At 63.0% G+C, this 26576-nt stretch carries 22 protein-coding genes; 13 read left to right on the top strand and 9 right to left on the bottom strand.

The annotated features are described in order from the left end of the window. Nucleotides 1-5 precede the first annotated feature (5 nt). From AB688_RS19225 to AB688_RS19180, 10 genes are all read left to right on the top strand, one after another. Nucleotides 6-4469, top strand: a complete 4464-nt coding sequence (locus AB688_RS19225) for an NEL-type E3 ubiquitin ligase domain-containing protein (protein ID WP_063545558.1) — start codon at nt 6-8, stop codon at nt 4467-4469. A 92-nt stretch (nt 4470-4561) separates the two neighbouring features. Continuing rightward, nucleotides 4562-5599 carry an AraC family transcriptional regulator gene (locus AB688_RS19220; protein ID WP_063545557.1) on the top strand — a complete coding sequence of 346 codons (1038 nt, stop codon included), beginning with the start codon at nt 4562-4564 and terminating at the stop codon, nt 5597-5599. Between the two features lie 163 nt (nt 5600-5762). Further along, nucleotides 5763-10217, top strand: coding sequence for an NEL-type E3 ubiquitin ligase domain-containing protein (locus tag AB688_RS19215; protein WP_063545556.1), 4455 nt, complete (start codon nt 5763-5765; stop codon nt 10215-10217). Between the two features lie 139 nt (nt 10218-10356). After that, on the top strand, nt 10357-12003 hold the full coding sequence (locus AB688_RS19210; protein WP_063545555.1) for an acyl-CoA synthetase: 1647 nt from the start codon (nt 10357-10359) through the stop codon (nt 12001-12003). Nucleotides 12004-12015: 12 nt separating this feature from the next. Beyond that, nucleotides 12016-12783 (top strand): SDR family NAD(P)-dependent oxidoreductase, encoded by a 768-nt coding sequence (locus AB688_RS19205; protein WP_063545554.1) that lies wholly within the window; start codon nt 12016-12018, stop codon nt 12781-12783. Between the two features lie 12 nt (nt 12784-12795). After that, on the top strand, nt 12796-13989 hold the full coding sequence (locus AB688_RS19200; protein ID WP_063545553.1) for an acetyl-CoA C-acyltransferase: 1194 nt from the start codon (nt 12796-12798) through the stop codon (nt 13987-13989). An 8-nt stretch (nt 13990-13997) separates the two neighbouring features. Further along, nucleotides 13998-15125: an acyl-CoA dehydrogenase gene (locus AB688_RS19195; RefSeq protein ID WP_063545552.1), complete on the top strand. Its 1128-nt coding sequence runs from the start codon at nt 13998-14000 to the stop codon at nt 15123-15125. Between the two features lie 13 nt (nt 15126-15138). After that, nucleotides 15139-15912 (top strand): enoyl-CoA hydratase, encoded by a 774-nt coding sequence (locus AB688_RS19190; RefSeq protein ID WP_063545551.1) that lies wholly within the window; start codon nt 15139-15141, stop codon nt 15910-15912. Nucleotides 15913-16234: 322 nt separating this feature from the next. Next, nucleotides 16235-16639, top strand: coding sequence for a TraR/DksA family transcriptional regulator (locus AB688_RS19185; protein WP_054894328.1), 405 nt, complete (start codon nt 16235-16237; stop codon nt 16637-16639). Between the two features lie 186 nt (nt 16640-16825). Further along, nucleotides 16826-17020 (top strand): hypothetical protein, encoded by a 195-nt coding sequence (locus tag AB688_RS19180; RefSeq protein ID WP_063545550.1) that lies wholly within the window; start codon nt 16826-16828, stop codon nt 17018-17020. Here the strand turns inward: AB688_RS19180 and AB688_RS19175 are convergent. Then, nucleotides 17017-17214: a hypothetical protein gene (locus tag AB688_RS19175; RefSeq protein ID WP_063545549.1), complete on the bottom strand. Its 198-nt coding sequence runs from the start codon at nt 17212-17214 to the stop codon at nt 17017-17019. The two genes, AB688_RS19180 and AB688_RS19175, sit on opposite strands and share 4 nt — an antisense overlap. 315 nt (nt 17215-17529) lie before the next feature. On the opposite strand from AB688_RS19175, the gene AB688_RS19170 reads away from it, so the two are divergent. Both AB688_RS19170 and AB688_RS19165 read left to right on the top strand, forming a co-directional pair. Continuing rightward, nucleotides 17530-18000: a hypothetical protein gene (locus tag AB688_RS19170; RefSeq protein WP_054894325.1), complete on the top strand. Its 471-nt coding sequence runs from the start codon at nt 17530-17532 to the stop codon at nt 17998-18000. Then, nucleotides 17997-18176 (top strand): hypothetical protein, encoded by a 180-nt coding sequence (locus AB688_RS19165; protein WP_063545548.1) that lies wholly within the window; start codon nt 17997-17999, stop codon nt 18174-18176. Before AB688_RS19170 ends, AB688_RS19165 begins: the two co-directional genes overlap by 4 nt. 30 nt (nt 18177-18206) lie before the next feature. Here AB688_RS19165 and AB688_RS19160 read toward each other — a convergent pair whose 3' ends face one another. The 7 genes from AB688_RS19160 to AB688_RS19130 form a co-directional block, all read right to left on the bottom strand. Then, nucleotides 18207-18572 (bottom strand): Na+/H+ antiporter subunit G, encoded by a 366-nt coding sequence (locus AB688_RS19160; RefSeq protein ID WP_063545547.1) that lies wholly within the window; start codon nt 18570-18572, stop codon nt 18207-18209. Then, nucleotides 18569-18847, bottom strand: coding sequence for a K+/H+ antiporter subunit F (locus AB688_RS19155; RefSeq protein WP_054894322.1), 279 nt, complete (start codon nt 18845-18847; stop codon nt 18569-18571). Before AB688_RS19155 ends, AB688_RS19160 begins: the two co-directional genes overlap by 4 nt. Next, the gene (locus tag AB688_RS19150) at nt 18844-19332 is read right to left on the bottom strand and encodes a Na+/H+ antiporter subunit E (protein WP_054894321.1); all 489 of its coding nucleotides are present in this window, start codon (nt 19330-19332) and stop codon (nt 18844-18846) included. Before AB688_RS19150 ends, AB688_RS19155 begins: the two co-directional genes overlap by 4 nt. Then, nucleotides 19329-21005, bottom strand: coding sequence for a monovalent cation/H+ antiporter subunit D (locus AB688_RS19145; RefSeq protein WP_063545546.1), 1677 nt, complete (start codon nt 21003-21005; stop codon nt 19329-19331). The genes AB688_RS19150 and AB688_RS19145 overlap by 4 nt, the downstream gene beginning before the upstream one ends. Next, nucleotides 21002-21346, bottom strand: coding sequence for a Na+/H+ antiporter subunit C (locus AB688_RS19140; RefSeq protein WP_054894319.1), 345 nt, complete (start codon nt 21344-21346; stop codon nt 21002-21004). Before AB688_RS19140 ends, AB688_RS19145 begins: the two co-directional genes overlap by 4 nt. Beyond that, complete coding sequence (locus tag AB688_RS19135) at nt 21346-24258, bottom strand: monovalent cation/H+ antiporter subunit A (RefSeq protein WP_063545545.1); 2913 nt, start codon at nt 24256-24258, stop codon at nt 21346-21348. The genes AB688_RS19140 and AB688_RS19135 overlap by 1 nt, the downstream gene beginning before the upstream one ends. A gap of 150 nt (nt 24259-24408) precedes the next feature. Next, nucleotides 24409-25359, bottom strand: a complete 951-nt coding sequence (locus tag AB688_RS19130; protein WP_054894317.1) for a DMT family transporter — start codon at nt 25357-25359, stop codon at nt 24409-24411. A gap of 83 nt (nt 25360-25442) precedes the next feature. Here AB688_RS19130 and AB688_RS19125 point away from each other — a divergent pair, with 83 nt between their 5' ends. Continuing rightward, nucleotides 25443-26006, top strand: coding sequence for a helix-turn-helix domain-containing protein (locus AB688_RS19125; RefSeq protein WP_054894316.1), 564 nt, complete (start codon nt 25443-25445; stop codon nt 26004-26006). Between the two features lie 10 nt (nt 26007-26016). Here AB688_RS19125 and AB688_RS19120 read toward each other — a convergent pair whose 3' ends face one another. Beyond that, entirely contained in the window at nt 26017-26565 is a 549-nt protein-coding gene (locus AB688_RS19120) for a cysteine hydrolase family protein (RefSeq protein WP_063545544.1), read from the bottom strand. Nucleotides 26566-26576: the final 11 nt, after the last annotated feature.

Here is a 26576-nt window from a genome sequence, read left to right as displayed (position 1 = left end):
CTCCTATGACCACCCTCAAACTCGATCACACTGACAGCTTCATCGTGGACAACCTGCCTGTCTGGCTGCATGCCGCTTCGGCCGAGCAAATCACGACCTTGCGACGCCGATTCGACGAGCACCGTGCGGTGGAAGCACGTCTTCAGGCGGCGTTCAAGGCGCTGAAGGCTCCCCAAGACTTCGCCTGTAGCCTCCTGAATACGGCAATGGAAAACACGCTGAAGGTCCGGTTGGACTTGCGCAATAGCTTATGGCGCCAGCGGTGGGACAATTACAGCCTTTTAGGTGGAGAGACGCTGGTCAATCATTTCACCTTTGAACCTGCGATGAACCACCTGATGCAGAACTTCGTATCGGGGCTTAACTTTGACCACCGCACTGGTCTGATCAAGGCCGGACCCCATGCGTCTCTGACCAGCGAAAAGCTGCTCGTGGATACCGCCCGGTTGGCACAGGTGTGTCGCCAAGTTGATGCTGGCGCGCATTACCAAACGCATCTTGAGCAGGTACTGGATGATTCGGTCACCGCATTGCTGGCCGAGGAGAAAGCCAGGCGCCTGGCGCTGGCGGCTCAGCTTGCGGTTGTGCAGGGTCGCATCGAGGCGGCCGAGCTGGCGGCGCTGGAGCCCCTCCTGGGAAGCGTGTCGACAGTGAATCCGACGCTCCCGAGTGTGAAGGTGAAGCACCTTTATCTGCTGGGTCATGCAGTATTGGGCGCCTTGCTCATAGAGCTGTCGGAGCATGCGCATGCATCGGGACCTTCCGATAGCGCGGGCATATTGCTTTTTCTGCCTCATCGACCACTGCAGCGATTTGCCGACTTGAACGGCGTCGTTACTCATCTGGTCACGATGCTCGCGACCCCGCACGAGCATGAAGCCTTGCTCGCGCTGATTGCCCTCGACAGTCGCATCGGCTTCCAGGCCATGTTGAAAAAGCGTCTGAGCGATGCGGTGCCTGACCTGGAGGTCCTCGGCAGGGTCTGTGGCAAAGCCCTGTTCGCCGAGCTCGCCGAGTTGCAGGTGAAGCAGATCAAGGATGATGCCCGGTACCTGCTGGTGCCAGTGGCGGATGTCGATGACAAGGTCAAGTGGCAACGGTTGCTGACACTGGAGTCCGTCGGCATGAACTTGCTACAGGCGGCATCGCTGTTTGTGCCAGGGCTGGGTCAGTTGTTTCTCGCGGCAACGGTGGTGCAGGTGCTTGACGAGGTCTACGAAGGCGTTGTCGACTGGTCGCGCGGTCATCAACACGAAGCCTTGGAACACATGCTTGGCGTCGCCGAACTGGTTGCTGTCAATGCGTTGGGGGCTGCGGGTGGGGCGGCGGTAGCCCGAGGTTTCCAACGTAGCGGTTTCGTGCAGGAATTGGCTCCTGTCGAGCCTCAGCCAGGCACAGGACGATTGTGGGCCCATGAGCTGGCACCTTACCGCGCCAGGAATGTGCCGCAGCACGCGCAACGTGGCCCCGATGGCCTGTACCGACATGGCGGCGAGCGTTGGTGGTTGCATCAAGGCCACCTTCACGGCGTTCGTCGTGATATCGCTGCAGCTCAATGGCGGCTGCAACGAGGCGACGGCAAGTCGGGCTTTGCTCCAGCGTTGCAATGGAACGGTGAATACGGTTGGCGCCTGGCCTGGCAGCGCCCGCAGGAATGGCAGGGCGAGTCGTCTTTGCTAGGACACTTGTGGCCGCTGGCCTCCGAATTCGATGAGCAGCGGATCAAGTCGATTTTGTCGATCGCCGATATTGACCACTCGACCTTGCGCCGCCTCGTCGCCGAGCAACGAGCGCTTCCTGCTGGGCTGCGTGACACCCTCAACCGCTTCGCCGCTGATGGAAGAATCGACCAGTTCTTTCTCGCGTTGCATCATAGCCCGCAAACTGCTGAGGTGGACTTGATGCGTTTTTGCAGCAATCGCCTCAAGCTTGAGCAAATGACGTCTCAGGCTCGTGTACAAGCCATGCTTGATGACGCTGCCATGTTGCGTGAGGAGCTCATGGCACATTTGACCGAGCAGGCGGGCGGGCGCACGGACACTGCCTTGATACAGCGTGATTTCCCCGGCTTGCCTGATGTGTATGCCGCCGATCTGCTTGATCGTGTAAGCCCCGTCCAGCAACAGCGCTTGCGAAGCAGCGGACGTTTGGACCTGGCATTGGCGGAGCGCGCGCGTCTGGCGTTGCACGAGGCGCGGATTTGCCGATTATTGCAAGGGTTGTACCTCAACAACGCCTACCAGCAAGAGCTGCCGAGCCTGGTCTTCGCGTTGCTGCGCAGGGAGCCGGCCTGGCCCCGCGAAATCAACTTCGAGGTACGCCAAGGCACTGTCGACGGACGGCTCATCACAAGCTTGTACCCGGCTGATACAGGGGGTAAGCCCAAGGTACTGGTATGGCGCGCAGGGCAGATGCACGTGTTCGAGGATGGCAGGCGTCTGCTCGTCGAAACCGAGGGCGCGGGTGGGCTGCTGGAGTGCTTGTGGCACTTTCTGCCCGAGGCAGACCGCCAGCGGCTGGGATGGACAGGCCAGGCAGCCATCGAAGCAATGCGTGCCGACCTCCGGCGCCGTCTACCGAACAGCCGGACCCAGGTGCTCGAACTGCTGAATGTGCAGCCGCCCAAGCCGACGTTCCGCCCACCGGTCCGCCTTCCGGACAGGCGTTTCGGCTATTTGATGAGTGGCCGTGGTGGGCGCGGCAGTCATGCGGCCGAACGCACGCTGGAGGATCGGGTGCGCAGCCTCTATCCAGGGTTCAGCGAAAGGCAACTAGAGAGCTATCTTCAGGTTCTCGATGAGCAGCCGGGGTCTTCCTTCACGGCCTTGCTCGCGCAGGAGCAAATCTATGCGCAACTTGACCGTGACCTGCAGAGCTGGGCCGAGGATGAAGACGGTGTAGCGACGCGTCGACAGCGACGTCAGGTGGCTGATGAAATCCGTCGCTGCTGGCGTTTTCAAGGATTGGCTGGCAGGGCGCATAGCAACGGCGACCCTGGTATGGTGCTGGTACTGTCCGGTCTGGATGCGGCCGAGCTGCCGGATCTCTCCGGGCATGAGGGGTTCAGTCACGTCAGTGAGATGACCCTGTCGCACATGCAACTGGGCGATCTTCCCACGGGCTTTCTACAGTCATTTGGCAGTTTGCTGACCCTGAATCTGGACAGTAACAGGTTGACCGTAGTCCCCCAGGCGCTTTCGACATTGCCGCATCTACGTGAACTGACGCTTTCGCGAAACGAGCTCCACATCGATGCAGCAGGCCTTGCCTTACTCGGGCAGATGCGCCAACTGCGTATGCTGGACTTGAGCGAAAACCCGCTCGGGATGTTCGGGCTGGCGCTGGATCAAATGCCGCGTCTGCGCCAGTTGGGTCTGCGTAATGTTGGCCTGACCGAGGTCCCGCGACATCTGGAACTGGGGGTATCCCTGGACTATGTCGATCTGCGCGACAACCAAATCACCGCCTTGCCGCTGAGCCTGCGCAACCGGGCTGGGCAGTGGCGGCGAAGGCTCGCGCTGGTGGGGAATCCGCTACCCGAGCAGTACCGTGACCTGTGGATCGACCCGAGCTGGACGTCTGAGAGCGAGGCCGAGAACGAGGCCGAGAGCGACGTACACGATGGCACGCGCTGGCTGGAGCGGCTCGACGATGCGTCCCGGGTCACCCGCGCCGCGCAATGGGACCGCCTGCAGGCGGAACCGGGAAGCGCCGATTTCTTTGGCTTGATTCACGCACTGGCGGACACCAGCGATTTTCGCTTGGCGCGGGCGCACCTGGAGGCCAGGGTATGGGCCATGTTCGACATGGTCGAACGGAATACGGCTGTGCGTGAACAGTTGTTTGCGCTTGCGAGCGAGCCACGCACCTGCGTGGACAGTGTGATTTCGACCTTCGGCCTGCTGGAAGTCAAGATGCTCAGTACTGCGGTCGAGAGCGGCTCAGCGGACGAGGCCGAGACGCAATTGCTGGACCTGGCACGGAGGTTCTTCCGTCTCGACCAAGTGGAAGCCTACGCCCGAGAGGACGTCAGGCAGCGCCGCGCCGGTGGGCGAGGCGTCGATGAGGTGGAGGTGAGCCTGGCCTACAGGGTAGGGTTGGCGCAAGCCCTCGACTTGCCAGGCCAACCGCGTACGATGCAGTTCGAGACCATCGCCGGGGTGAGTCGGCAAGATCTTCAGGCGGCGCAGGCCGCCGTGCTCGAGGCAGAGGCCAGTGATGCGCTGGCGGTTGACATCAGCCATAGAAGCTTTTGGCTTGATCGTTTGCAAAGATCGCACGAAGCAGCCTTCGGGTTGATACGCGAACCGTTCGTAACGCGAATGGAGGCTGTGTATGCCCGTCGTCACAGCCTCACGGATGCCGAGTACGACGCTCAGGGCAGAGCGATCGTTGCGGAGTGCGAGTCGGCAGTAGATGCCAAGGCACTCGAGCTGACCCGCCAGGCACTGGCACGTCAGACCGAGTGAGGGTCAGCAGACCCGGTCCATGAATTGTTCAGGAGCTGGCCTTTTTTCGTCATGGCCCTAAGATGGCCTGCATTGGGCAATCTGGATAGCCGATGAGCGAGAAAGATACGATTTCCATGCAATTGGTGCGCGAAGCGCTGCTGCAGACCTGCCCGCAGGGCAAGGCTGACGCAGCGCTGCTGCGGCGGGCGGGAATCGATGAACGCAGCTTCGAGCAAGCTGATGCGCGCGTTGGTGCCGATGCCTATGCGCGTCTCTGGCGCTTGTTGGCACGTCGATGCAACGACGAATTCTTCGCGATGGACCCGCGCGGTCTGCGTAGCGGCAGCCTCTCGTTCATGTGCCAGGCAAGCATGGCGCAGCCCACGCTCGGCGCAGGACTGGAGACTGCGTTGGGGTTTCTCTCGTTGATGCTCGAAGACCTGCAGCCCGGGCTGGTGCGCCAGCAGAGCCTGGCCGAGATCACCATCAACGAACCGCGCGATGAGCCCCGGCGTGCCTTTACCTATTTTACGTTCTGGATGATTGTCCATGGCGTCGCCTGCTGGCTGGCGGGCCGACGCATTCCCATCCTCGCCATTGACCTGCGTTGTGCCGAGCCGCCGTTTTGCGACGATTACCGGGTGATGTTCTCCGAGAACCTGCAGTTCGAACGCCCGCGTACACGCATGATCATCGCCGCCGATTGCCTTGACCTGCCCCTCAGGCGCACGCCCGAGGAGTTGCAGAAGTTTCTCGCCGAGGCTCCGGGCAACATCCTGGTCAAATACCGAGATCCAGACAGCCTCGCCCGACGTGTGCGTCGCATCCTGGGGAAGCTCGACCCCGGCCAGTGGCCCGACGCCGAACGTCTGGCCCGCGACCTGTGCCTGTCGTTATCGACCTTGCGCCGTCGCTTGGCAGAGGAAGGGCAGACCTACCAGGGGCTCAAGGATAGCGTACGCCGACAGCTGGCGATCGACTGGCTGAGCGAGGGCTCGCTGGCGATGAGCGATATCGCCGAACGCCTGGGGTTTGCCGACGCCAGTTCGTTCTATCGCGCGTTTCGCAAGTGGTTTGGCTGCAACCCAGGGGGGTATCGGGCCTTCGTATTGGGTGGCACGCAGGTACAAGACAAGAACTCCGGCTGAATGCCGAGTGATGCCTGTGTACGTGAAGCCGAGGCCAGCGATGAGCTGGGCGCAGGTCGCTAATCCGATCATTCGCAGCCCATGACGGGAGTTCATTCCTCCTGCCATGGCCCGGACGGTCCAGCGAGAGTGCATGACGCGATTTGCGAAAGGAGCCTCTCCCATGACATCTATCCCTCCCTTGACCGTCGGTAAGCCCAGTGTTGCCGATGCAGTCGATGACTTTATCCGCACCGGGTTGCCCGAATGGCTCAAGCGTGCCTCACCTGCCCAGATCAACCGTCTGCGCGATCGCTTCAAGAGCAGCCGGGCCAGCCAGGACAAGGTGCGTGCGGCAACGCTCGACCTGATCCCGCTGCACACCTTCGTACTTGAGCAATTCACAGCGCTGCTCGGCGACCGGTTGCCCAAGGACTGTAAGCTCTATCAGTTGCAGTGGCTGGATGTCAGGCGCGAGTTCGGCCTGGTTCCGGGAGTGCATTGGCCGTTCTATCGACCGGGTTACGTGCGACAGCCAGGGTTGTTGCGACTGATGCAGAACTTTCACGCCGACGACGCCGCACTCGAGGGCAGTGGGCTGGTGCATCCGGGGGCTGATGTTGTGTTGTCAGGTCCGGCGAACGATCTGGCACGCGACTGTCGCAAGAAAAATGTCGGCAGCCTTTACCAGGCCCAGCTAGCGCAGGTTTTCAGTGCATCGAACTGCGCGCTGCTGGCCGAGGACAAGCGCTCGAGCCTGAGCCTTGTGATGGAGATCGCAGCGCTCAAGGGAGAGATATCGGCGCTTGAGCAGATTGCTTTGCAGGATATCGTCCAAGGTGTGCCCGAGCAGCATGAGACGCTGTTGCGAGGCTATTCCGGCATGCTGACGGTGCTGGGTTGCAGTATCACTGATGGCCTGACCATCGCGCTGCGCGACGCTGCAGGTGTGAGCAAGGGTGTCATCCTGTACCTGCCCAGTGACCCGCAGCTTGCTCTGCGGCGTTATGACTCGTGGGAAGACCTGAGTGCGGCTATGGTCACCGCGCTTGAGGACAAGGCTTACCTTGAGTTCTTCAGTGGTCTGGTTGCGCTTGAACAGCGGCCGACGTTCCTGCAGACACTGGGCAAACGTCTGGCCGATGCCAGCCCGGATCTACAGATCGAAGGCAAGACAGTGCAGGGCGAGTTGTTCGCGGAGCTGGTGGCGCAGCAGGTGCAGCGGGTGAAGTCCGACGCACGGTACGTGCTGGTGCCGACCGCTGACGCGGATCATGCTGCGACCCAGTCACGCCTGCAGGCGTGGCAGTCGATCGGGCTTGGCTTGGCCAATCTGGCAGGGCTGTTCATTCCTGCGATCGGTGCGATTTTGTTTGGCCAGTTGGTGGAGCAGACGCTCTCGCAGGTGTTCGAAGGGGCTGCGGACTGGACCCGTGGTCATCAACATGAAGCCCTTGAGCATCTGCTCGGTGTGGCCGAGACCGTTGCGGTCACGGCGGCGGTGGCTGGAGGGGCTGCGGTGGTTGCACGGGGGTTCGCCCGCAGCAGCTATGTTGATGGTCTGGAGCCTGTCGACGTGCAAGGCGTTGGCACGCGTCTTTGGTCAAGCGCGCTGGATACTTATGTTACCGAGCCGCTACAGCCGCGCTTGCAGGATGACGGGCTCTATCGCACTGCCGACTCGCGCTGGCTGCGGGTTGGCAAGCGTTTCTTTGCCGTGCACCAACCGTCGGCTCAAGGTGGCTGGCGCGTGCGTCACCCGCGTCGTGTGGCTGCCTACGGTCCTGCGCTGGAAACCGTCGGCGAGCGTGGCTGGCGGCTGCGCCTGGAGCGACCGCTGGAGTGGTCGGATGAGGCTCGGATGCTGCAGAGCCTATGGCCCCTGGACCCGGCGTTGACCCGCACCGATGCCTTGGCCGTTCTCGACATGGCGGACATCGATGTCGAAGAGTTGCGTGGCTTGCTGGTGGACAGCCGTGAGGTTCCGGCCAACCTGCGCGAGACGTTGCGGCGCTTCGATGCGGACCGACAGGTATCGGCGTTCTTCAAGGCGTTGGCCGAGGACCAGCTACCTGTGGACGATGCACGTATCGAGGCGTGGTGCCTGGCGTTGCCAGGCTCGCACAAGGCGGACAGTGCCGCGCTGCGTGTTGCCTTGCTGGCGCAGGAGCCGGTGCTGCGCCGCGATCTTTTCCAGTATCTGGTGACCGAAAACCCGCCTGCAGACCCGCTGTGTGCGCTGTTGCAGCGTGACTTTCCCGGGTTGCCTGCACGGTATGCCGTGCAGGCAGCCGCCCAGGTGTCGAGCCGTCTGCGCACGATCGCCGAGGTTGAATCACGCGTACCGCTGGCGGTGGCGAACGACGCCCGGTCACTGCTGCAACTGGCTCGCTTGAACCGCGCCTGCGAGTCGCTTTACCTGGACAATGTATACAGCGACGAAGGTGCCGAACTGGTTCTGGCGCTGGCAGCACGGCTACCCGGGTGGCCGCAGACGTTGCGCCTGGTGTTGCGTGAAGGAGCCCTTGATGGACGGGTGGTCAAGGCCGTCGGACCTGTTGCCGACACTGGCTCGCAAGTCACACTGGTGCATAAGGATTGCCAGTTCCAACGCTACGACCATGGCGGTCGGAAGCAGGGTGAGCCCGCGTTGTCTATGGCACAGGCGCTGGTCGACGCACTACCGGTCGAGGTACGGACCTCACTGGGGCTTGCAGGTATGCATGCAGGTCTGCTGTTGCGTACGGCGTTGCGTGCGCAACTACCGAGCACACGCAGTGAGCGTGTAAGTCTGCTGGGCTGGACCCCGCGCCAATCCTGGTTCAACCCTGGACGGCGCATGGCTGATGGGCGTGTTGGGTATCCGCTCAGTGGACGCGGGCAGCCTGGCTCGTCCTGGCAGTCGCTACTGGACCGTCTGCGCGCGATCTATCCTGATCTTTTACCCGCGCAACTCGAGGCGCGACTGAGTCAGATGCAGCAAGCGCCTGGGTCCGTGTACCGGCGGCTGGCCGAGCTTGAACGCGATTACGAGCGACTGGAGGGGGCACTCACGCGTTGGCTCAGCGCCGGGCTTGGCGGCCGTAGCCACGCTGCCCGCGTCCAGGCTGCCGAGCGCATGCGCCAGGCCTGGCGTCTTCAGGACGGGCAGCAGACCCTGGTGATCAGTGGCGTACAACTGCAGACCTTGCCCGAGTTCGCCCACCCGACGACGTTCGCCAACGTTACCACGCTGGTGATCAGCGACACCTCGCTCAATCATGTGCCGACCGATTTCCTGCGTTGTTTCAGCGCTTTGAGGGAGCTGAACCTGAGCGGCAATCATCTGCTGGCCTTGCCACGAGGTATCGTTCACCTGGTCGAGCTGCGTCGTCTGCGACTGGCGCGTAACGACATTCGCCTTGATGAAGCAGGTGTCCAGGTGCTGACGGGCCTGCAACATCTGAGCGAGCTGGACCTGAGCCACAATCCGTTAGGAGCGTTGATCTTGCGATTCAATCACCTTCCGCAACTGCGCGAAATCAGTGTGCGCCATTGCCGATTGGGTGCCTGGCCGGACGGTTTGGAGCAGTGCGGATTTCTCGAGCGCGCCGACCTGCGCGACAACCAGATTCGTGTCGTGCCAGCGGCCATCCTCCAGATGCCGAATGTCTTCCGCCGCGGTTTCATGGTCGAAGGCAATCTTTTGTCGAGCGTTGAGCTGCGAGGGCTCTATGCTCTCGACGTGATCCAGGAGCACTTGCACCTTCCCGAGCGACTGGCCCGGCAGAATGTCGACGTGGTGCGCACCTGGTGGTTGGACAGAGGCGATGAGGCCTTGTACAACGCGCGGCTGTTCCAATGGGACACGCTGCAGGCGATGCCGGACAGCGATGGGTTCTTCCAGTTGCTGGGGTGGCTGACGCTCACGCAGGACCATGCTCAGGTGCCAGCGGTGCTGTCGACGCGCGTATGGTCGGTGCTCAATGCCATCAACGCCGACACTGACCTGCGCAACCAGCTTTACGCGCTGGCCGACGACAACCTGACCTGCCTGAATGCGGTCAGTGACCGTTTCAGTGATTTGCAGCGCTGCGCCGCGATTGCGCGTGCCGATGCCAACACCTTGCATGAGCGGGGCAGTGAGCTGATCACACTCGGTCAGGGGCTGTTTCGCCTGGACCAGTTGGACGCGTTCGCTCGTGCCGACATCCGTCGCCGGATCGAAGCCGGCGACAGTGTCGACCAGCTTGCAGTGCGCTTGTACTACCGAGTGAGCCTGAGGGAGCGCCTGAGCCTACCGTTCACTTCGCGGTTCATGGACTATGCCTCGGCGGCCGAGGTGACTGACAGCCAGCTCCAGGAAGCGCTGGTGGCGGTGAGGGCCGCGGAGTCGATCGAAGCCCTGGGTGAAAGCCTGAGCCGGCAGGCGTTCTGGCGGCGCTATATGCTTGAGCGCCATGATGCGGTCTTCGAGCGCGTCGAAACAGACCATCAGACACGATTGGCGGCGCTGCAGGCCAGGGCCGACCAGATTTCGGCCGAGAATCTGGCCCTGGAGATCGAGGCGCTGGAGAGTCGGCGGGACGTCGAGGAGCTCGAGATGATACGTGAACTGACCCGGCAAATGCTGATTGGCCGGGAGCGGGGGCTTGGCTGAACGCTCAGGGCGCTGAGGCTACAGTGGCCAAACCGATCATGCCTGATGAGCGCTTTTGCCATTGTCCACAAGCGCTGGCGGCGCGACTATCGTCGGACCTAGGGTTCAACTCCAACAACAAGAAACCAGGAGTCCGACGATGCGTGATTACGCCGAGGCCGCGAGAGCATTCGAATATGACCGGGTTGCCGCAAACGCCTTGCATGGCAACCTGCAAGCACTTAACGCCTGTGTCGAGTGCTGCGACCGGCATGTCGGCCGCAACCTGCCTGCGCTGATCTGTGAAGACCAGGAAGGTAACGGCGCGCGCTACAGTTTCGAGCAGCTGCAGGCCATGTCGGCTCGCATGGGCAATGTCCTGAAGGATCAGGGCGTGGGGCCTGGGGACCGGGTCGCCGGCCTGATGCCACGTACCGTCGAACTGCTGGTGACGATTCTCGCCACCTGGCGACTGGGGGCGGTATACCAGCCGTTGTTCACCGCGTTCGGTCCCAAGGCCATCGAGCACCGTCTGGAGCAGTCCCAGGCCCGGGTGGTGGTCACTGATCGCAACAACCGCGCCAAGCTGGACGATGTCAGCGGCTGCCCGGCGATCATCACGGTCGGTGCTGCGGCGCACGAGCTGGATTTCCAGCAGGCGTTGGAGGCGGCAAGCGATCACTGCGAGCCGGTAATGCGCAGCGGCGACGACCCCTTCCTGTTGATGTTCACGTCCGGCACCACAGGGCCGGCAAAACCACTTGAGGTCCCGCTGCGTGCGATCGTCGCCTTCCAGGGCTACATGCGCGATGCCATCGACCTGCGCCCCAACGATACCTTCTGGAACCTGGCCGATCCGGGCTGGGCCTATGGCCTGTACTACGCGGTTACCGGCCCACTGGCGCTGGGGCACGCCACCACGTTCTACGATGGTCCGTTCAGCGTCGAGAGCTGTGCACGGATCATCGACAAGCTGGGCATCAGCAACCTGGCCGGCTCGCCCACCGCCTATCGCTTGCTGATCGCAGCCGGTGAGGCGTTCTCGGCACCGATCAAGGGGCGTCTGCGGGTGGTCAGCAGCGCCGGTGAGCCGCTCAATCCCGAAGTGATCCGTTGGTTCGCCGACGCCTTGAACGTGACCATCCACGACCACTATGGCCAGACCGAGCTGGGCATGGTGCTGTGCAACCACCATGGCCTGGCGCACCCGGTACACTTGGGCTCGGCGGGCTTCGCCATCCCCGGGCATCGCATCGTGGTGCTGGACGAAGCTGGCAACGAGCTGCCTGCCGGTCAGCCGGGGATACTGGCAGTCGACCGCGAGCAGTCACCACTGTGCTGGTTCGGCGGCTATCACGGCGTCCCCACCAAGGCGTTCATCGGCAAATACTACCTTTCCGGCGACACCGTCGAGCTCAACACCGATGGCAGCATCAGCTTCGTCGGCCGCAGCGACGATGTGATCACTACCTCCGGCTACCGCGTCGGTCCGTTCGATGTGGAGAGCGCGCTGATCGAACACCCGGCGGTGATCGAGGCGGCGGTGGTGGGCAAGCCTGACCCCCAGCGTACCGAGCTGATCAAGGCTTTCGTGGTGCTGGCTGCAGGCCATAGCGCCAGCCCTGAACTGGAAGAGGCTCTGCGCCAACATGTGCGCCAGCGCCTGTACGCCCACGCTTACCCGCGTGAAATCGAATTCGTCGGCGAGCTGCCCAAGACCCCGAGCGGCAAGCTGCAACGCTTCATCCTGCGCAATCAGGAAATCGCCAAGCAACGCGCTGCGCAGGCCAACCCTGCTGGCGCCTGAAGGAAGACCTCCATGAACGTTCAACGCAAAAGTTTCATTGTCACCGGCGCCGCCTCCGGGCTGGGCGCCGCTACCGCGCAAATGCTGGTCGAGGCCGGCGCCCGTGTGATGCTGGTCGACCTCAACGCCGAGGCGGTCGAAGCCAAGGCGCGGGAGCTGGGTGACAACGCCCGCTTCGCAGTGGCCGACATCAGCAGCGAGCCGGCCGCCCAGGCAGCGGTCGAGGCGGCCGTCAGCGCCTTCGATGGCCTGCACGGGTTGGTCAATTGCGCGGGGATCGTCGGCGCCGAGAAGGTCCTGGGCAAACAGGGGCCGCATGGCCTGGCAAGCTTTGCCAAGGTGATCAATGTCAACCTGATTGGCAGCTTCAACATGCTGCGCCTGGCCGCAGCGGCCATGGCCGAAGGCCCTGCGGACGAGGGCGGTGAGCGGGGTGTGATCATCAATACCGCCTCCATCGCTGCCTATGACGGGCAGATCGGCCAGGCGGCCTATGCCGCCTCCAAGGGCGCGATTGCCAGCCTGACACTGCCGACCGCCCGTGAACTGGCGCGCTTCGGTATCCGCGTGATGACCATCGCTCCCGGCATTTTCGAGACGCCGATGATGGCCGGGATGACCCAGGAAGTGCGTGATTCGCTCGCCGCCGGGGTGCCATTCCCACCACGTCTCGGCCGCCCGCAGGAATATGCGGCGCTGGCCCGCCACATCATCGAGAACAGCATGCTCAACGGCGAGGTGATCCGCCTCGACGGTGCACTGCGCATGGCTGCCAAGTAAGGAGAAGAGCTCATGAGCCTCGTCAATGATCCGATCGTCATCGTCAGTGCCGTGCGCACGCCCATGGGTGGCCTGCAGGGCGACCTGAAAAGCCTCACTGCACCGCAGCTGGGCAGCGCAGCGATCCGCGCCGCAGTCGAGCGTGCCGGCATCGATGCCGCCAGCGTCGAGCAGGTGTTGTTCGGTTGCGTATTGCCCGCCGGGCTTGGCCAGGCGCCGGCGCGCCAGGCCGCCCTCGGGGCGGGCCTTGGCAAGCACACCACCTGTACCACCCTGAACAAGATGTGCGGCTCTGGCATGCAGGCGGCGATCATGGCCCATGACCTGTTGTTGGCCGGCAGTGCCGATGTGGTGGTGGCGGGTGGCATGGAGAGCATGACCAACGCTCCGTATCTGCTGGACAAGGCCCGCGGCGGCTATCGCATGGGGCATGGCAGGATCATCGACCACATGTTCATGGATGGCCTCGAGGATGCCTACGACAAAGGTCGCCTGATGGGCACCTTCGCTGAAGATTGCGCCCAGGCCGGGGCCTTCAGTCGCGAGGCCCAGGATAACTTCGCCATTGCCTCGCTGACCCGTGCGCAGGACGCGATCAAGAATGGCCGCTTCAGCGCCGAGATCGTGCCGGTGGAGGTCACCGAGGGCAAGGAGAAACGGCTCGTCAAGGACGACGAGCAGCCGCCCAAGGCGCGGTTGGACAAGATCCCCCAGCTCAAGCCGGCATTTCGCGAGGGCGGCACGGTGACGGCCGCCAACTCCAGCTCTATCTCCGACGGCGCCGCGGCCCTGGTACTCATGCGCCGCAGTGAAGCCGACAAGCGTGGCCTCAAGCCGCTGGCGGTGATCCACGGTCACGCAGCCTTCGCCGATACGCCTGCGCTGTTCCCGACCGCACCGATCGGCGCTATCGACAAGCTGATCAAACGTACTGGCTGGGATCTTGCTCAGGTGGACCTGTTCGAGATCAACGAAGCCTTTGCCGTCGTCACCCTGGCCGCCATGAAGCACCTGGACCTGCCCCATGACAAGGTCAACATTCATGGCGGCGCCTGTGCCCTGGGCCACCCGATTGGCGCCTCCGGTGCGCGCATCCTGGTGACGCTGCTTTCGGCGCTGCGCCAGAACAACCTGCGCCGCGGTATCGCGGCCATCTGCATCGGCGGCGGCGAAGCCACGGCGATCGCGGTCGAATGCCTGTACTGAGGTGAACCATGCTGGTAACTGACGAGCAACAACAGATCGCCGATGCGGTAAAGGACTTTGCCCAGGAGCGCCTCAAGCCGTTCGCCGAACAGTGGGACAAGGAGCATCGCTTCCCGCGTGAAGCCATCGACGAGATGGCCGGGCTTGGCCTGTTCGGGATGCTGGTGCCGGAGCAGTATGGTGGCAGCGATACCGGTTATGTCGCCTACGCCATGGCCCTGGAAGAAATCGCCGCCGGCGACGGCGCCTGTTCGACCATCATGAGCGTGCATAACTCGGTGGGCTGCGTGCCGATCCTGAAGTTCGGAACCGAGCAGCAGAAACAGCGTTACCTGGTGCCGCTGGCCAGCGGTGCGATGATCGGCGCCTTCGCCCTCACCGAGCCTCAGGCGGGCTCCGACGCCAGCAGCCTGAAAACGCGTGCGCGTCTGGATGGCGATCACTACGTGCTAAACGGCAGCAAGCAGTTCATCACTTCCGGTCAGAACGCCGGCGTGGTGATCGTCTTCGCTGTCACCGATCCTGAAGCGGGCAAGCGTGGGATCAGTGCGTTCATCGTGCCCACCGACTCGCCGGGCTATCAGGTGGTGCGGGTTGAAGAAAAGCTTGGGCAGCACGCCTCCGACACCTGCCAGATCGTTTTCGATGACGTGCGGGTGCCGGTGGACAATCGCCTGGGCGAAGAGGGGCAGGGCTACAAGATCGCTCTGGCCAACCTCGAGGGCGGACGTATCGGCATCGCTTCGCAGGCCGTCGGCATGGCCCGTGCGGCGTTCGAGGTCGCGCGCGACTACGCCAAGGAGCGCCAGAGCTTCGGCAAGGCGCTGGTCGAGCACCAGGCCGTGGCTTTCCGTCTGGCCGACATGGCCACGCGCATCGCCGTGGCCAGGCAGATGGTGCTGCATGCCGCCGCTCTGCGCGATGCCGGGCGCCCGGCGCTGGTGGAAGCGTCGATGGCCAAGCTTTTCGCCTCGGAAATGGCCGAAAAGGTCTGTTCGGATGCCTTGCAGACGCTCGGCGGATATGGCTATCTGAAGGACTTCCCGCTGGAGCGCATCTATCGCGATGTGCGGGTTTGCCAGATCTACGAAGGCACCAGTGACATTCAGCGCATGGTCATTGCGCGCAATCTTTGAAGGAGCAGCTTGCATGGCATTCGAAACAATCCTGCTGGACATCCACGGCAAGGTCGGCCTGATCACCCTCAACCGTCCCCAGGCGCTCAATGCCCTGAACGCGCAGATCGTGGCCGAGATCAATCAGGCCCTGGACCAGCTCGAGCGTGATCCGAACATCGGTTGCGTGGTCCTGACTGGCTCTGCCAAGGCCTTCGCCGCAGGTGCCGACATCAAGGAGATGGCCGAGCTCAAGTATCCGCAGATCTACGTTGACGACCTGTTCAGCGACGCCGACCGCATCGCCAATCGGCGCAAACCGATCATCGCCGCGGTGTCGGGGTTCGCCCTGGGCGGCGGCTGCGAACTGGCGATGATGTGCGACTTCATTCTCGCCGCTGACAACGCCAGGTTCGGCCAGCCGGAAATCAACCTCGGCGTGCTGCCGGGTATGGGCGGCACCCAGCGCCTGACCCGCGCCGTGGGCAAGGCCAAGGCCATGGAACTGTGCCTGACTGGCCGCCTGATGGGCGCAGAGGAGGCCGAGCGGGCAGGGCTGGTGGCGCGCGTGGTGCCCCAGGCCGAGCTGCTGGAAGAGGCGCTGAAGGTGGCGGCGACCATCGCCAGCAAGTCGATTCCGGTGAGCATGATGGTCAAGGAAAGCGTCAATCGTGCTTTCGAGGTGAGCCTGAGCGAGGGTGTGCGTTTCGAACGTCGCGTGTTCCACGCGGCGTTTTCCACGGAAGATCAGAAGGAAGGCATGGCAGCGTTCATCGCCAAGCGCGAGGCGCAGTTCAAGGACCGTTGAGGTTGAGGGGCAGCGCCAGGGCGCTGCCCCGCTGTTTCAGTTCGTGAGAACGTACTGCTTTGCGTCGTTCAACGAGACCGAGCTACGTTATTGGGCCTGCGCCGCTCTCCGTGCCGGTGTCCATCACCGGTTACGATCCCGGGGCAATCCGTCCGATACGGCAGATTCCTCTGTCATTTCTGTTGCCCCACGGGGCCGGGCACCTTAGACTGCCGCCCCCTGTAAAAGAGTGCCGATTGGCGCTTGAAGAATTCCGCTGCCTGCGAGCCATCGCCGGCGGCACCCGAATCGCCCAAATGCACATTTTTTCATAGAGAAATCGATGACCAAGGAACAGTTGCTGGCCATGTCGGCCGATGACTACATGAATGCCGATCAGCTCGGGTTCTTCACCGCGCTGCTGCAAGCGATGAAAGTCGAGACCCATGAGCGCATCGAGCTGAGCCGCGCCACCATCGAAAGCCTGGATACGCCCTCTGACCCGGCCGATGTGGCTTCGGTCGAGGAAGAGCGTCATTGGCTGGTCAACGCCATCGAGCGCGACCAGCGCCTGCTGCCGCAGCTGGAGATGGCCCTGGGCCGTATCGCTGACGAGAGCTTTGGCTGGTGCGACGACAGCGGCGAGCCGATCGGTCTGCAACGCTTGCTGATCAGCCCGACCACCAAATACTGCATCGAAGCCCAGGAGCGTCACGAGCAGCTCGACCGCCATCAGCGGCAGATCTGACCGGACACACTCGGCGCAAGGCCCTGCGGAGCAATCCGTGGGGCCTTTCGCGTTTCCGCAGGAGCAGAAAGCATTTCGATTTGTTGCGATTGATGCAATACAGCTCTACCGGCAAGCGCTTTTTCCCGGCCTTGGCGGGTCGTATCCTATCCATGTAGTTAGCTTGCTAATTAAGTGGAGAGGGTCATGCAATCCCGGGTCAATGTGGCAGTGATGATAGGCTCTGGTGTACCTGCGATGCTGCAGGCACAGGGACAGCGGGCATGCTGGGTAGTGTTGGTCGATGGCGAGCGTCGCGGTACTGCCTTCGCCAGCCGGGCTGAAGCGCTGGAGTGTCAGGCTGCCTGGCTGCAGCAACTGGCGAAGGGATATGCGGCTTAGATATCCAGGCTTAGCGCCAGCTCGCAGGCTGCCAGGTGGCTGCGGCGAAAGCCCATGACTCGGCCAGTGGCACGCTCGGTGATGTGGAAGAACGCGACGCCGGCGGGAATGACCACGAAACGCGCGATGTTGCGCACAGGTCGGATGTAAGAAATGTTCGAGACCTCTCGACGGATTTCGGTGTTTTCGTGCATATTCTTTCCCCTGTAAATGCATGGATGAATACCGGACCCATTCTGCCGAGGGGCCTGGCTCTATCTATTGCATCTTTTCTGGCGGCATTGTTGTCAGACAATATTGTTCCCCCTGTGGGATCTATGCTGAGCGTTCTCTTGGGGTTTTGGCTGGCGTGCGAGGGTAAAAGATCCTGCCTGCCGTATCGACGAGCCCCGCAGACGTTTCACGCATCATGTCACTAACCTTTCAGACTTCGCTTTGAAATGGCCGCCGCGTCACGCTTTCACGACTTCGTGTGGCGGCGGGAAACAACCGGTTCGAGGATCACTTCATTGGCAGTCAGTACTCTGGATACCCACGCCCTGTTCGCCCTGGGCGATTTGCGGGCCAAGTTGGTTAAGCTTTTTCAGGGCCGTTTCATCTACGTCACCGAGCAGAACCCCGATGGCCTGTACATGGCCGAGATCGATACCGACAACGCGATGGTCGTCGATGACAAGCAACGTCTGGAACTGAAGGTCGGGGATCACTTCCGGGCCGCGGTCCTGCCGAGCCGCGAGGGTGGCAAGCTCGAGCTGCGCTTTCGCGACATCAAGTTCAACGTCTATGGCGTGGGTGACTATGCGTTCGTCTCGGTACCCGAGGGCGATGGCATTGTCTTCCGTGACGGGCAGGGCGTGATGCTCGTGTTCGCTGCCCAGTCCCAGGTGGCGGAAGGCCTGGGCAAACTGCTCAAGGCGGTGACCGGCAAGGTCGCCAAATGGCGCAAGGGCGAGCTGACCACCTTCAAGGCCAGTGAATGAGTGGCGACGATGAGCTGCCTGCGGGGCGCGCCGAGTTTCACCAGCGCCACAAGGCGCAAGCAATCCTGGACGCCGAGCGCCTGATTGCCCATCGAGCACAGTTGAAGGATGGTTGGCTGGCCTGGGTGGCGGGGGAGCTCTATCGGCGCGAGCTGCAGCGCCTTACCCAGCACTGACAGCGTTTGCCAGGCGGCTTCAGCGGGCGCTCAGTTGCCCCGATCGCCACCGCTGCTGACCTCATCCGGCACCTGTTCTCCCGACATGCGTTTGCGGAACAAGGCGGCCCGCGCGAGCAGAAGCGTCGTGACCGGTACGGTAATCGACAGCAGGATCGGTATCAGCCAGGCATGCAGCACTGGCCCTTGCTTGAGACCGGAGAAGTACAGGATCGAGGCGAGGCTGACGCACCACGCGCCAATAGTCGAGGCCAGTGCAGGCGGATGCATGCGCTGGAAGTAGTCCTTCAGGCGCACCAACCCGATTGCGCCGATCAAGGCGAACAGGCTGCCTATCAGCAGGAGCGCGGCCGTGGCCAGCTCCAGCCAGAACGGGAGTTCGACGGTCTGCATCATTCGATCACCTCCCCGCGCAGCAGGAACTTGGCCAGGGCAAAGGAGCCGACGAAGCCGAACAGGGCGATCAGCATCGCGCCTTCGAAATAGGTATCACTGGCATAGCGGATGCCTAGCACCAGCATCATCAGCATGGCCAGGATGTACAAGTAGTCCAGCGCCAGGACCCGGTCCTGCGCCGAAGGGCCGCGGAACACCCTGACCAGCGCCAGGGCCATGGCGATGATGAAGATGAACAGGCTGGCGAGAATGGCGTTGGCGAGCAGGCCTGTCATTCGAAGATCTCCATCAGCGGGCGTTCGTAGGTGTGCTTGAAGTGTTCGATGAAGGTGGCTTCGTCGTCCAGGTCGAACACATGCAGCAGCAGGATGCTGCGATCCAGGGCCAGCTCCGACCAGACCGTGCCGGGTACCACCGTGGTGATCATCGACAGGGCGGCCAGGCCATGGGCGTCGCGCAGTGACAGGGGGATGTGCACGAAGGCAGAGCGCGGTGGATGGCCGCCGGCTCGCAGCACGCCCCGGGCAACTTGCAGGTTCGAGAGGATCACATCCAGGCCCACACGGCCGATCAAGCGCGCAATCACCAGCGGGCGGCGGATATGGGCGTGCTGCGGGCGCAATGGCGCCATGAGCACGGGTGCGAGGATGCCGAGGGCGGCGCCAAGCAGCAGATTGCCTGGGCTGACGGAAAGGTTCAGCACCAGCCACAGCACGAACAGCGCCAGCGACAGCAGCGGGGCGGGGAACAGCCGGTTCATGGTTGCACCTGCGTCATGGTGGTCGGCCCAGGCACGGGGCGGGTTGACAGGACCGCCTGGATATAGGCGTCGGGTGCCTGCAGGCCGGCGGCGGTGTCCTGGGTGTAGCGCAGCAGCGGCTCGGCCTGGATGCTGAGGACGATACACAGCCCCAGCAGTACCACGATCGGTATGCATTCATAGCGACGCAGTAATGGCGAGGGCCTCTCCTCAGGCTTCCAGAAGCGCTGGATGCCCACCCGGCCAAAGGCGATCAACGATGCCATGCCCGATAGCAGCAACAGGGCTACCAGGCACCAGCCAGCGGCTGACAGAGGCTGCCCGGCCGCCATGCCCAGGCCTTGCGGATTGAACAGGGCGCTGATCAGGTTGAGCTTGCCGATGAAGCCGGACAGCGGCGGCATGCCAATGATCAGCAGGGCGCAGGCGATGAAGCTCAAGCCGAGGAAGGCCATGGTCCAGGGGATGATCTGACCGATCACTGCCTTCTGTTCGTCGTCGAGGTTGATGCCCTTGGGTGGATGCAGGGATTCGAGCGGCGGCGGGATGGCGTCCTCTTCGTCGTCCAGGGGCACTTCGTTGGCCGAGCGCGAACGCTCGATCAATTCGGCCAGCAGGAACAAGGCGCACAAGGCCAGGGTGGAGCTGGCGAGATAGAACAGCGCCGCGCCGGTGAGGGCTGCCTGACCAAAGCCGACCGAGGCCAGCAAGGTGCCAGCCGAGACCAAAATGCTCAGCGCGGCGAGACGCTCCAGGCGCTGTGCGGCGAGAATCGAGACGGCAGCCACCGCGAGGGTGACGAGGCCGCCATACACCAGCCATTCCCCACCGAAATTCGCCGAAGCGCCTGCCTGGCCCGAGAACAAAAGAGTCCACAGCCGCAGCACTGCATACAGACCGACCTTGGTCATGATGGCGAACAGGGCTGCGACCGGTGCGCTGGCCGAGGAGTAGGCCGGCACCAGCCAGAAGTTCAGCGGCCAGACCCCGGCCTTGACCAGGAATGCCATGGCCAGGATCGCCGCTCCGGCGTGCAGCAAGCCACGATCGGCTTCTGCGACCAACGGGATCTTCAGCGCCAGGTCGGCCATGTTCAGCGTGCCCGTCACGCCATAGAGCATGGCGGCGCCAACCAGGAACAGGGAAGAGGCGAACAGGTTGATGGCGATGTAGTGCAGCCCGGCCCTGACCCGCGCGCGTCCCGAACCGTGCAGCAGCAGGCCATAGGACGCCGCCAGCAGCACTTCGAAGAACACGAACAGGTTGAAGAGATCGGCGGTCAGGAACGCGCCGTAAAGGCCCATCAGCTGAATCTGGAACAGTGCGTGGAAGCTGGCGCCGGCGCCGTCCCAGCGGGCGCGGGCGAACAGCAGGGCGCTGACGCCGATTACACCGGTCAGGGTAAGCAGCAGTGCGGACAGGTGATCGAGTACCAGCACGATACCGAACGGCGCCGGCCAGTTGCCTGGCAGGTAGACACCGATGGACTCGGCCTGACCCTGGCCGCGTACCCACATCAACAGCGTCACGGCGACACCCAAGCCGATCAGGCTCGACAGCAGGTTCAGGCGGGCCTTGAACTGGCGGTGCTTTTCACCGATCAGCAGCATGATCGCTGCGGTTACCAGCGGTAGCAGGATCGGGGCGACAATCAGTTGATTCATCCAGCTCATTCCTCACGCTCCCGGCCATCGACATGGTCGGTGCCGGTCAGGCCGCGCGAGGCCAGCAGGACCACCAGGAACAGGGCGGTCATGGCGAAGCTGATGACGATGGCGGTCAACACCAGCGCCTGGGGTAGTGGGTCGGTGTAGTTCAGCAGGTCCTGTGGGACGCCCTCCTTGATGATCGGCTCCTTGCCGATGAACAGGCTGCCCATGCTGAAGATGAACAAATTGACGCCGTAGGAGAGCAGGCACAGGCCCATGATGACCTGGTAGGTCCGTGGGCGCAGTACCAGCCAGACTCCGGAGGCGGCCAGTACGCCGATGGCGACTGCGATGACTTCTTCCATCAGGCGGCTCCTGTCTGGCTGGATTTCGGATGGCCCGGGCGATAGGCACGCACCGATTGGTGTGCCAGGGCGGTCAGGATCAAGAGCGTGGAGCCGACAACCACGGTGTACACGCCGATATCGAAGAACAAGGCGCTGGCGACATGGATGTCACCGAGCAACGGCAGATGCAGGTGCGCAGTGTGGGTAGTGAGGAACGGATAACCCAGCAACATGGCACCTATGCCGGTAAGCGTGGCGCACAGCAGGCCGGTGCCCATCCAGCGCAGCGGCCGCAGGCTCATCTGGGCCTCGACCCACTGAGTGCCTGCGACCATGTACTGGAGGATGAACGCCACCGACATCACCAGCCCGGCGACGAAGCCGCCGCCTGGTTGGTTGTGGCCGCGCATGAACAGGTACATCGAGACCAGCAGGGCGATCGGCAGCAGCAGGCGTACCAGCACCGCAGGCACCATCATGAAGCCCAGCGCGGTATCGGTGACATGCCGTGGGTTGACCAGGTCGGTGATCACGTCTGGCGCCAGCTGGCGCTGTTGCGTCGGCAGCTGCATGCTCTCTTTCGGTGGGCGGAAGCGGCGCAGCAGGGCGAAGACCGTCAGCGCCACGGCGACCAGTACAGTGATTTCACCCAATGTATCGAAGCCGCGGAAGTCCACCAGCATCACGTTGACCACATTGGTACCGCCACCCTCGGGGAGTGCACGGCTCAGGTAGAACGATGAGATGTCGTTGGGTGTAGGACGGGTCAACATGGCGTACGACAGCAGGGCCATACCGCCGCCGACCAGCACTGCCAGCAGCAGGTCGCGCAGGCGTCGCAAGCGTGCACGCTCCTGGCTGCCTGGCAGGGGAGAGACGCCTTCGATTCGGCGCGGCAGCCAGCGCAGGCCCAGCAGGATCAACACTGTGGTGACGACTTCGACCACCAGTTGCGTGAGTGCAAGGTCAGGGGCAGAGAACCAGACGAAGGTGATGCACGTCATCAGGCCGCAGACGCTGACCATGATCAGCGCAGCCAGACGGTGGTATTTGGCCTGCCAGGCTGCGCCGATGGCACAGGCAATTGCAATCAGCCACATGGCGACGAATACGCCGGACCCCGGAATCTTGGGGCGGTCCCCCCAGCTGATGCCGCTGTACAGCATGGGGGTGAGGCCGGCGAGGAAGGCGGCGACCACCAGCATGAACAGCTGGGTCTGCAGACGGCGGCTGGTCAACAGTCCTTCGAGGTGCCGGGCCAGCAGCATCAGACGTACCAGTCCGTGCTCGAACAGCCGCTTGCCATTGAAGCGTTCGATCAGTGGCGGGTAGGGGAAGCGGCCCAGGCGCAACTGTTTGCGCAGCAACAGGTAGAGCACCACGCCGCCGCACATGGCGATCAGGCTCATGATCAGGGGGGCGTTCCAGCCATGCCAGATGGCCAGGCTGTATTCCGGCAGGGTGCCGCCCACCACCGGCAACGCTGCGGCGGCGAGCAGCGGGCCCACCGACTGGGCAGGGAAGATGCCGACTACCAGGCAGGTCAGGACCAGCAGTTCGACCGGCGCGCGCATCCAGCGCGGGGGTTCGTGGGGGGTATGCGGAAGGTCCTGGGCGGTCGGGCCGAAGAACACGTCGACCGTGAAACGCAGGGCGTAGGCAACGCTGAACGTGCCTGCAAGGGTGGCGATCACCGGCAAGGCGGCCTCGACCCAGGCGCTGGAGCTGATGAATACGGTTTCGGCGAAGAACATTTCCTTGGAGAGGAAGCCGTTCATCAGAGGTACGCCGGCCATGGACGCACTGGCGACCATGGCCAGGGTGGCGGTATAGGGTACCAGGCGTATCAGGCCGCTGAGACGGCGAATGTCGCGGGTGCCGCTTTCATGGTCGATGATGCCGGCGGCCATGAACAGCGAGGCCTTGAAGGTGGCGTGGTTGAGGATGTGGAACACTGCCGCGACAGCGGCCAGCGGGCTGTTGAGGCCCAGCAGCAGGGTGATCAGGCCCAGGTGGCTGATGGTCGAATAGGCCAGCAGCCCCTTGAGGTCATTCTGGAACATCGCCGCGAAGGCCCCCAGCAGGAGGGTACAGGCGCCTGCCCCGCCGACGATCCAGAACCACTCCTCGGTGCCCGACAGCGTTGGCCATAGGCGTGCCAGCAGGAACACTCCGGCCTTGACCATGGTCGCCGAATGCAGATAGGCCGAGACCGGCGTGGGGGCAGCCATGGCATGCGGTAGCCAGAACTGGAAGGGGAACTGCGCGCTCTTGCTCAGGGCGCCAATCAGGATCAGCGGCAGCAACACAGGATAGAGCGCGTGCTGGCGGACGGTTTCGCCAGCGGCCAGGACCTTGTCCAGGTCATAGCTGCCGACCACATGGCCCAGCAGCAAGGCGCCGACCAGCAGGCACAAACCACCTGCACCCGTGACCATCAGCGCCATGTAAGCGCCGCGGCGGGCATCGCTGCGGTGGTGCCAGTAGCCGATGAGGAGGAAGGAGAACAGGCTGGTCAGCTCCCAGAAGAACACCAGCTGAATCAGGTTGCCGGAAATCACCAGCCCGAGCATTGCGCCCATGAATGCCAGGAAGAAGGCAAAGAATCGTGGCACGGGGTCTTGGGGTGACATGTAGTAGCGCGCATACAGCGACACCAATGTGCCGATGCCCAGCACCAGCAACGAGAACAGCCAGGCGAATCCATCCATGCGCAGCACGAGGTTGAGCCCGAGGCTGGGCAGCCAGAGGAATTCTTCGCGGATCACGCCGCCATGGGCGATCTGCGGGTACAGCAGCGCTACCTGGACAGTGCCGACCAAGGCCACGAGCCCGGCGAGAATGGACTCGGCGTTACGCGCATTGTGCGGCAGCACGGCTGCCAGGCAACTGCCGATGAAGGGCAGAAGCGATAGCACTATCAAAGACATAGCGTTCTAATCTACGGAGGTTTGCCATGGATCATACGTGCCACGCTGGTGATCACCAACACGCAAGCTGTGGCAGAATCCTACAAAAGCGCTGTGACAAGCTGTTTTTTTATAACAGTTTTTTTCAGAGCATAGCCGCTGATCAGGAGTTCAACGCCCTGTCTCGCTTTCGCTTGGCGTCAGGCCTTGCGGCTCTGGAAGGGGATCGCGATCGCGGCGAATCTTCAGTTCGCTGACGACCACGGCGATCACGATCAGCAGGCCACCAATAAGCGCCACGCCTGGCAAGCGGTCCCCTGCGATACGACCAACGATGCCGGCCCAGACCGGTTCGCCGGCATAGATCAGCGTGGCACGGGTTGGCGAGACAGATTTCTGCGCCCAGTTCATCGCCACCTGGATTACCGCGCTCATGGCGCCCAGGCCAAGGGCGCTGGCCAACAGCAGCCAGGAGAAATCCGGGATGCGCTCCTGGGTCGGAACGATCATCAGGAATGATAGTGCCGAGGCAGTTGCCAGTTGCACCACGGTGACCCGGCGCACATCGACCTTTCCGGCATAACGGCTGATCAGGATGATCTCGCCGGCGATGGCCACGGCGCTGACCAAGGTCACGATTTCGCCTTCGCTGAAATTCAGCGCACCACCCTCAGGGCCGGCCAACAGCATCAGCCCGACAAAGGCCAGGCAGATACCGATGCTTGGCATCAGGCCGGGCCGGCGTCCCAGCACCAACCATTGCAACAGCGGCACGAAGGGTACGTAGAGGGCTGTGATGAAGGCCGACTGGCTGCTGCTGATGGTTTGCAGGCCCATGGTCTGCAAGCCGTAGCCGAGCATGATCGATACACCGATCAGTACGCCGGCCTTGAGTTCGGTGAACGTCAGGCCCGACAACGCTCGCGCCGATACCAGCCCGACGAACAGTGCCGCTGCCGCGAATCGCAGGCCGACGAAGAACATCGGTCCGCTCACGCTCATGACGTTGTGCACGATCAGGAAGGTGCCGCCCCAGAGCATGGTGATGAACACCAGCACCCATTCGGCTTTGCTCAGGCGAAAGGATACGGACGGCCGCGGGCTGCTGCTGGTGTGGGTCATGGTCTTGCGCACTCGGAAGGGGCGGCGCACAATCGCCGCAAAGTGGGCAGTATACTGCGCAATTCCTACCAGTGAGCAATATAGTGCACAAAGATTCCTCGCACCGCGCTTCGGTGCTGCAGCACGTCAGTCAGAACATCCGCCGCCTGCGTAACGACAGGGGGCTGAGCCAGACCGCCTTGGCCGAAAGCTCTGGTGTCAGTCGGCGCATGCTGGTTGCCATCGAGGCAGGCGAGAAGAACGTCAGCCTCACCACCCTCGACCTGATCGCCGAAGCGCTGGGTGTGGCGTTCAGTACGCTGATCCAGGCGCCCGAGCAACGCGATCCTGCACGCATCAATGAGCTGGCCTGGGCCGGTGAGCAGCCGGACAGCCGCGCGGTACTGCTGGGTAGTAGCCCCGCGCGGCGCGAGGTCGAGCTCTGGGAGTGGACCCTGGCACCGGGCGAGCACTATGCCAGTGAGGCTGATGCCGAGGGTTGGAGCGAGCAGATCTATGTGACCGAGGGCTGTCTGACGCTGCTGATCGAAAGCGGTGAACTGCGCCTGCGCGCTGGGGAGTTCCACATCTTCCCCAGCGACTGCCGCTACGCGTACCGCAACGACGGCGACCAGCCCACGCGATTCGTGCGCAATGTGGTGATCTGATCCACCCAGCCTACTTGGCCAGCAACGTATCGGTACTCTCGACGGCGGCAAAGGCGAAAGCTAGCGCCGCCATGGCCGAGTCGTGCACGTGCGATGCGGGCACCGTCTGTCCATTGAACTCCAGGGCCAGCGTGGCGCAGGCGTCGTGCGCCACCGAGACCTGGTAGCCGAAGTCTGCGGCAGCGCGGGTTGCCGAATCGATGCACATGTGGCTCATGGCGCCGACGATGGTCAGGTTTTTTACCTCATGCTTGTCGAGGAGCGACTTGAGCTCGGTGTCGCGAAACGCGTTGACTTGATGCTTGAGCACCACCGGCTCGCTGCTGATCGGCAGTACCTTGGCGTGGATCTCGGCGCCTGGCGAGCCAGGGGCAAAAAACGGCGCATCGGCTGATTCGAACTCATGGCGCACATGCACGACCAGGTCGCCGCGCTCGCGGGCAGCGGCGAGCAGGCGGGCGGCGTTGTCGGCCGCCGCATCGGCGCGGTCGAGTGTCCATTTGCCACCGGGGAAGTAGTCGTTCTGGATATCGATGAGAATCAGGGCCTGCTTGCTCATGCTGCGCGCCT

This window comes from Pseudomonas putida, assembly GCF_001636055.1.
GTDB classification, from domain to species: Bacteria; Pseudomonadota; Gammaproteobacteria; order Pseudomonadales; family Pseudomonadaceae; genus Aquipseudomonas; species Aquipseudomonas machongensis.
This window is presented reverse-complemented; position numbering and strand designations above follow the sequence as displayed.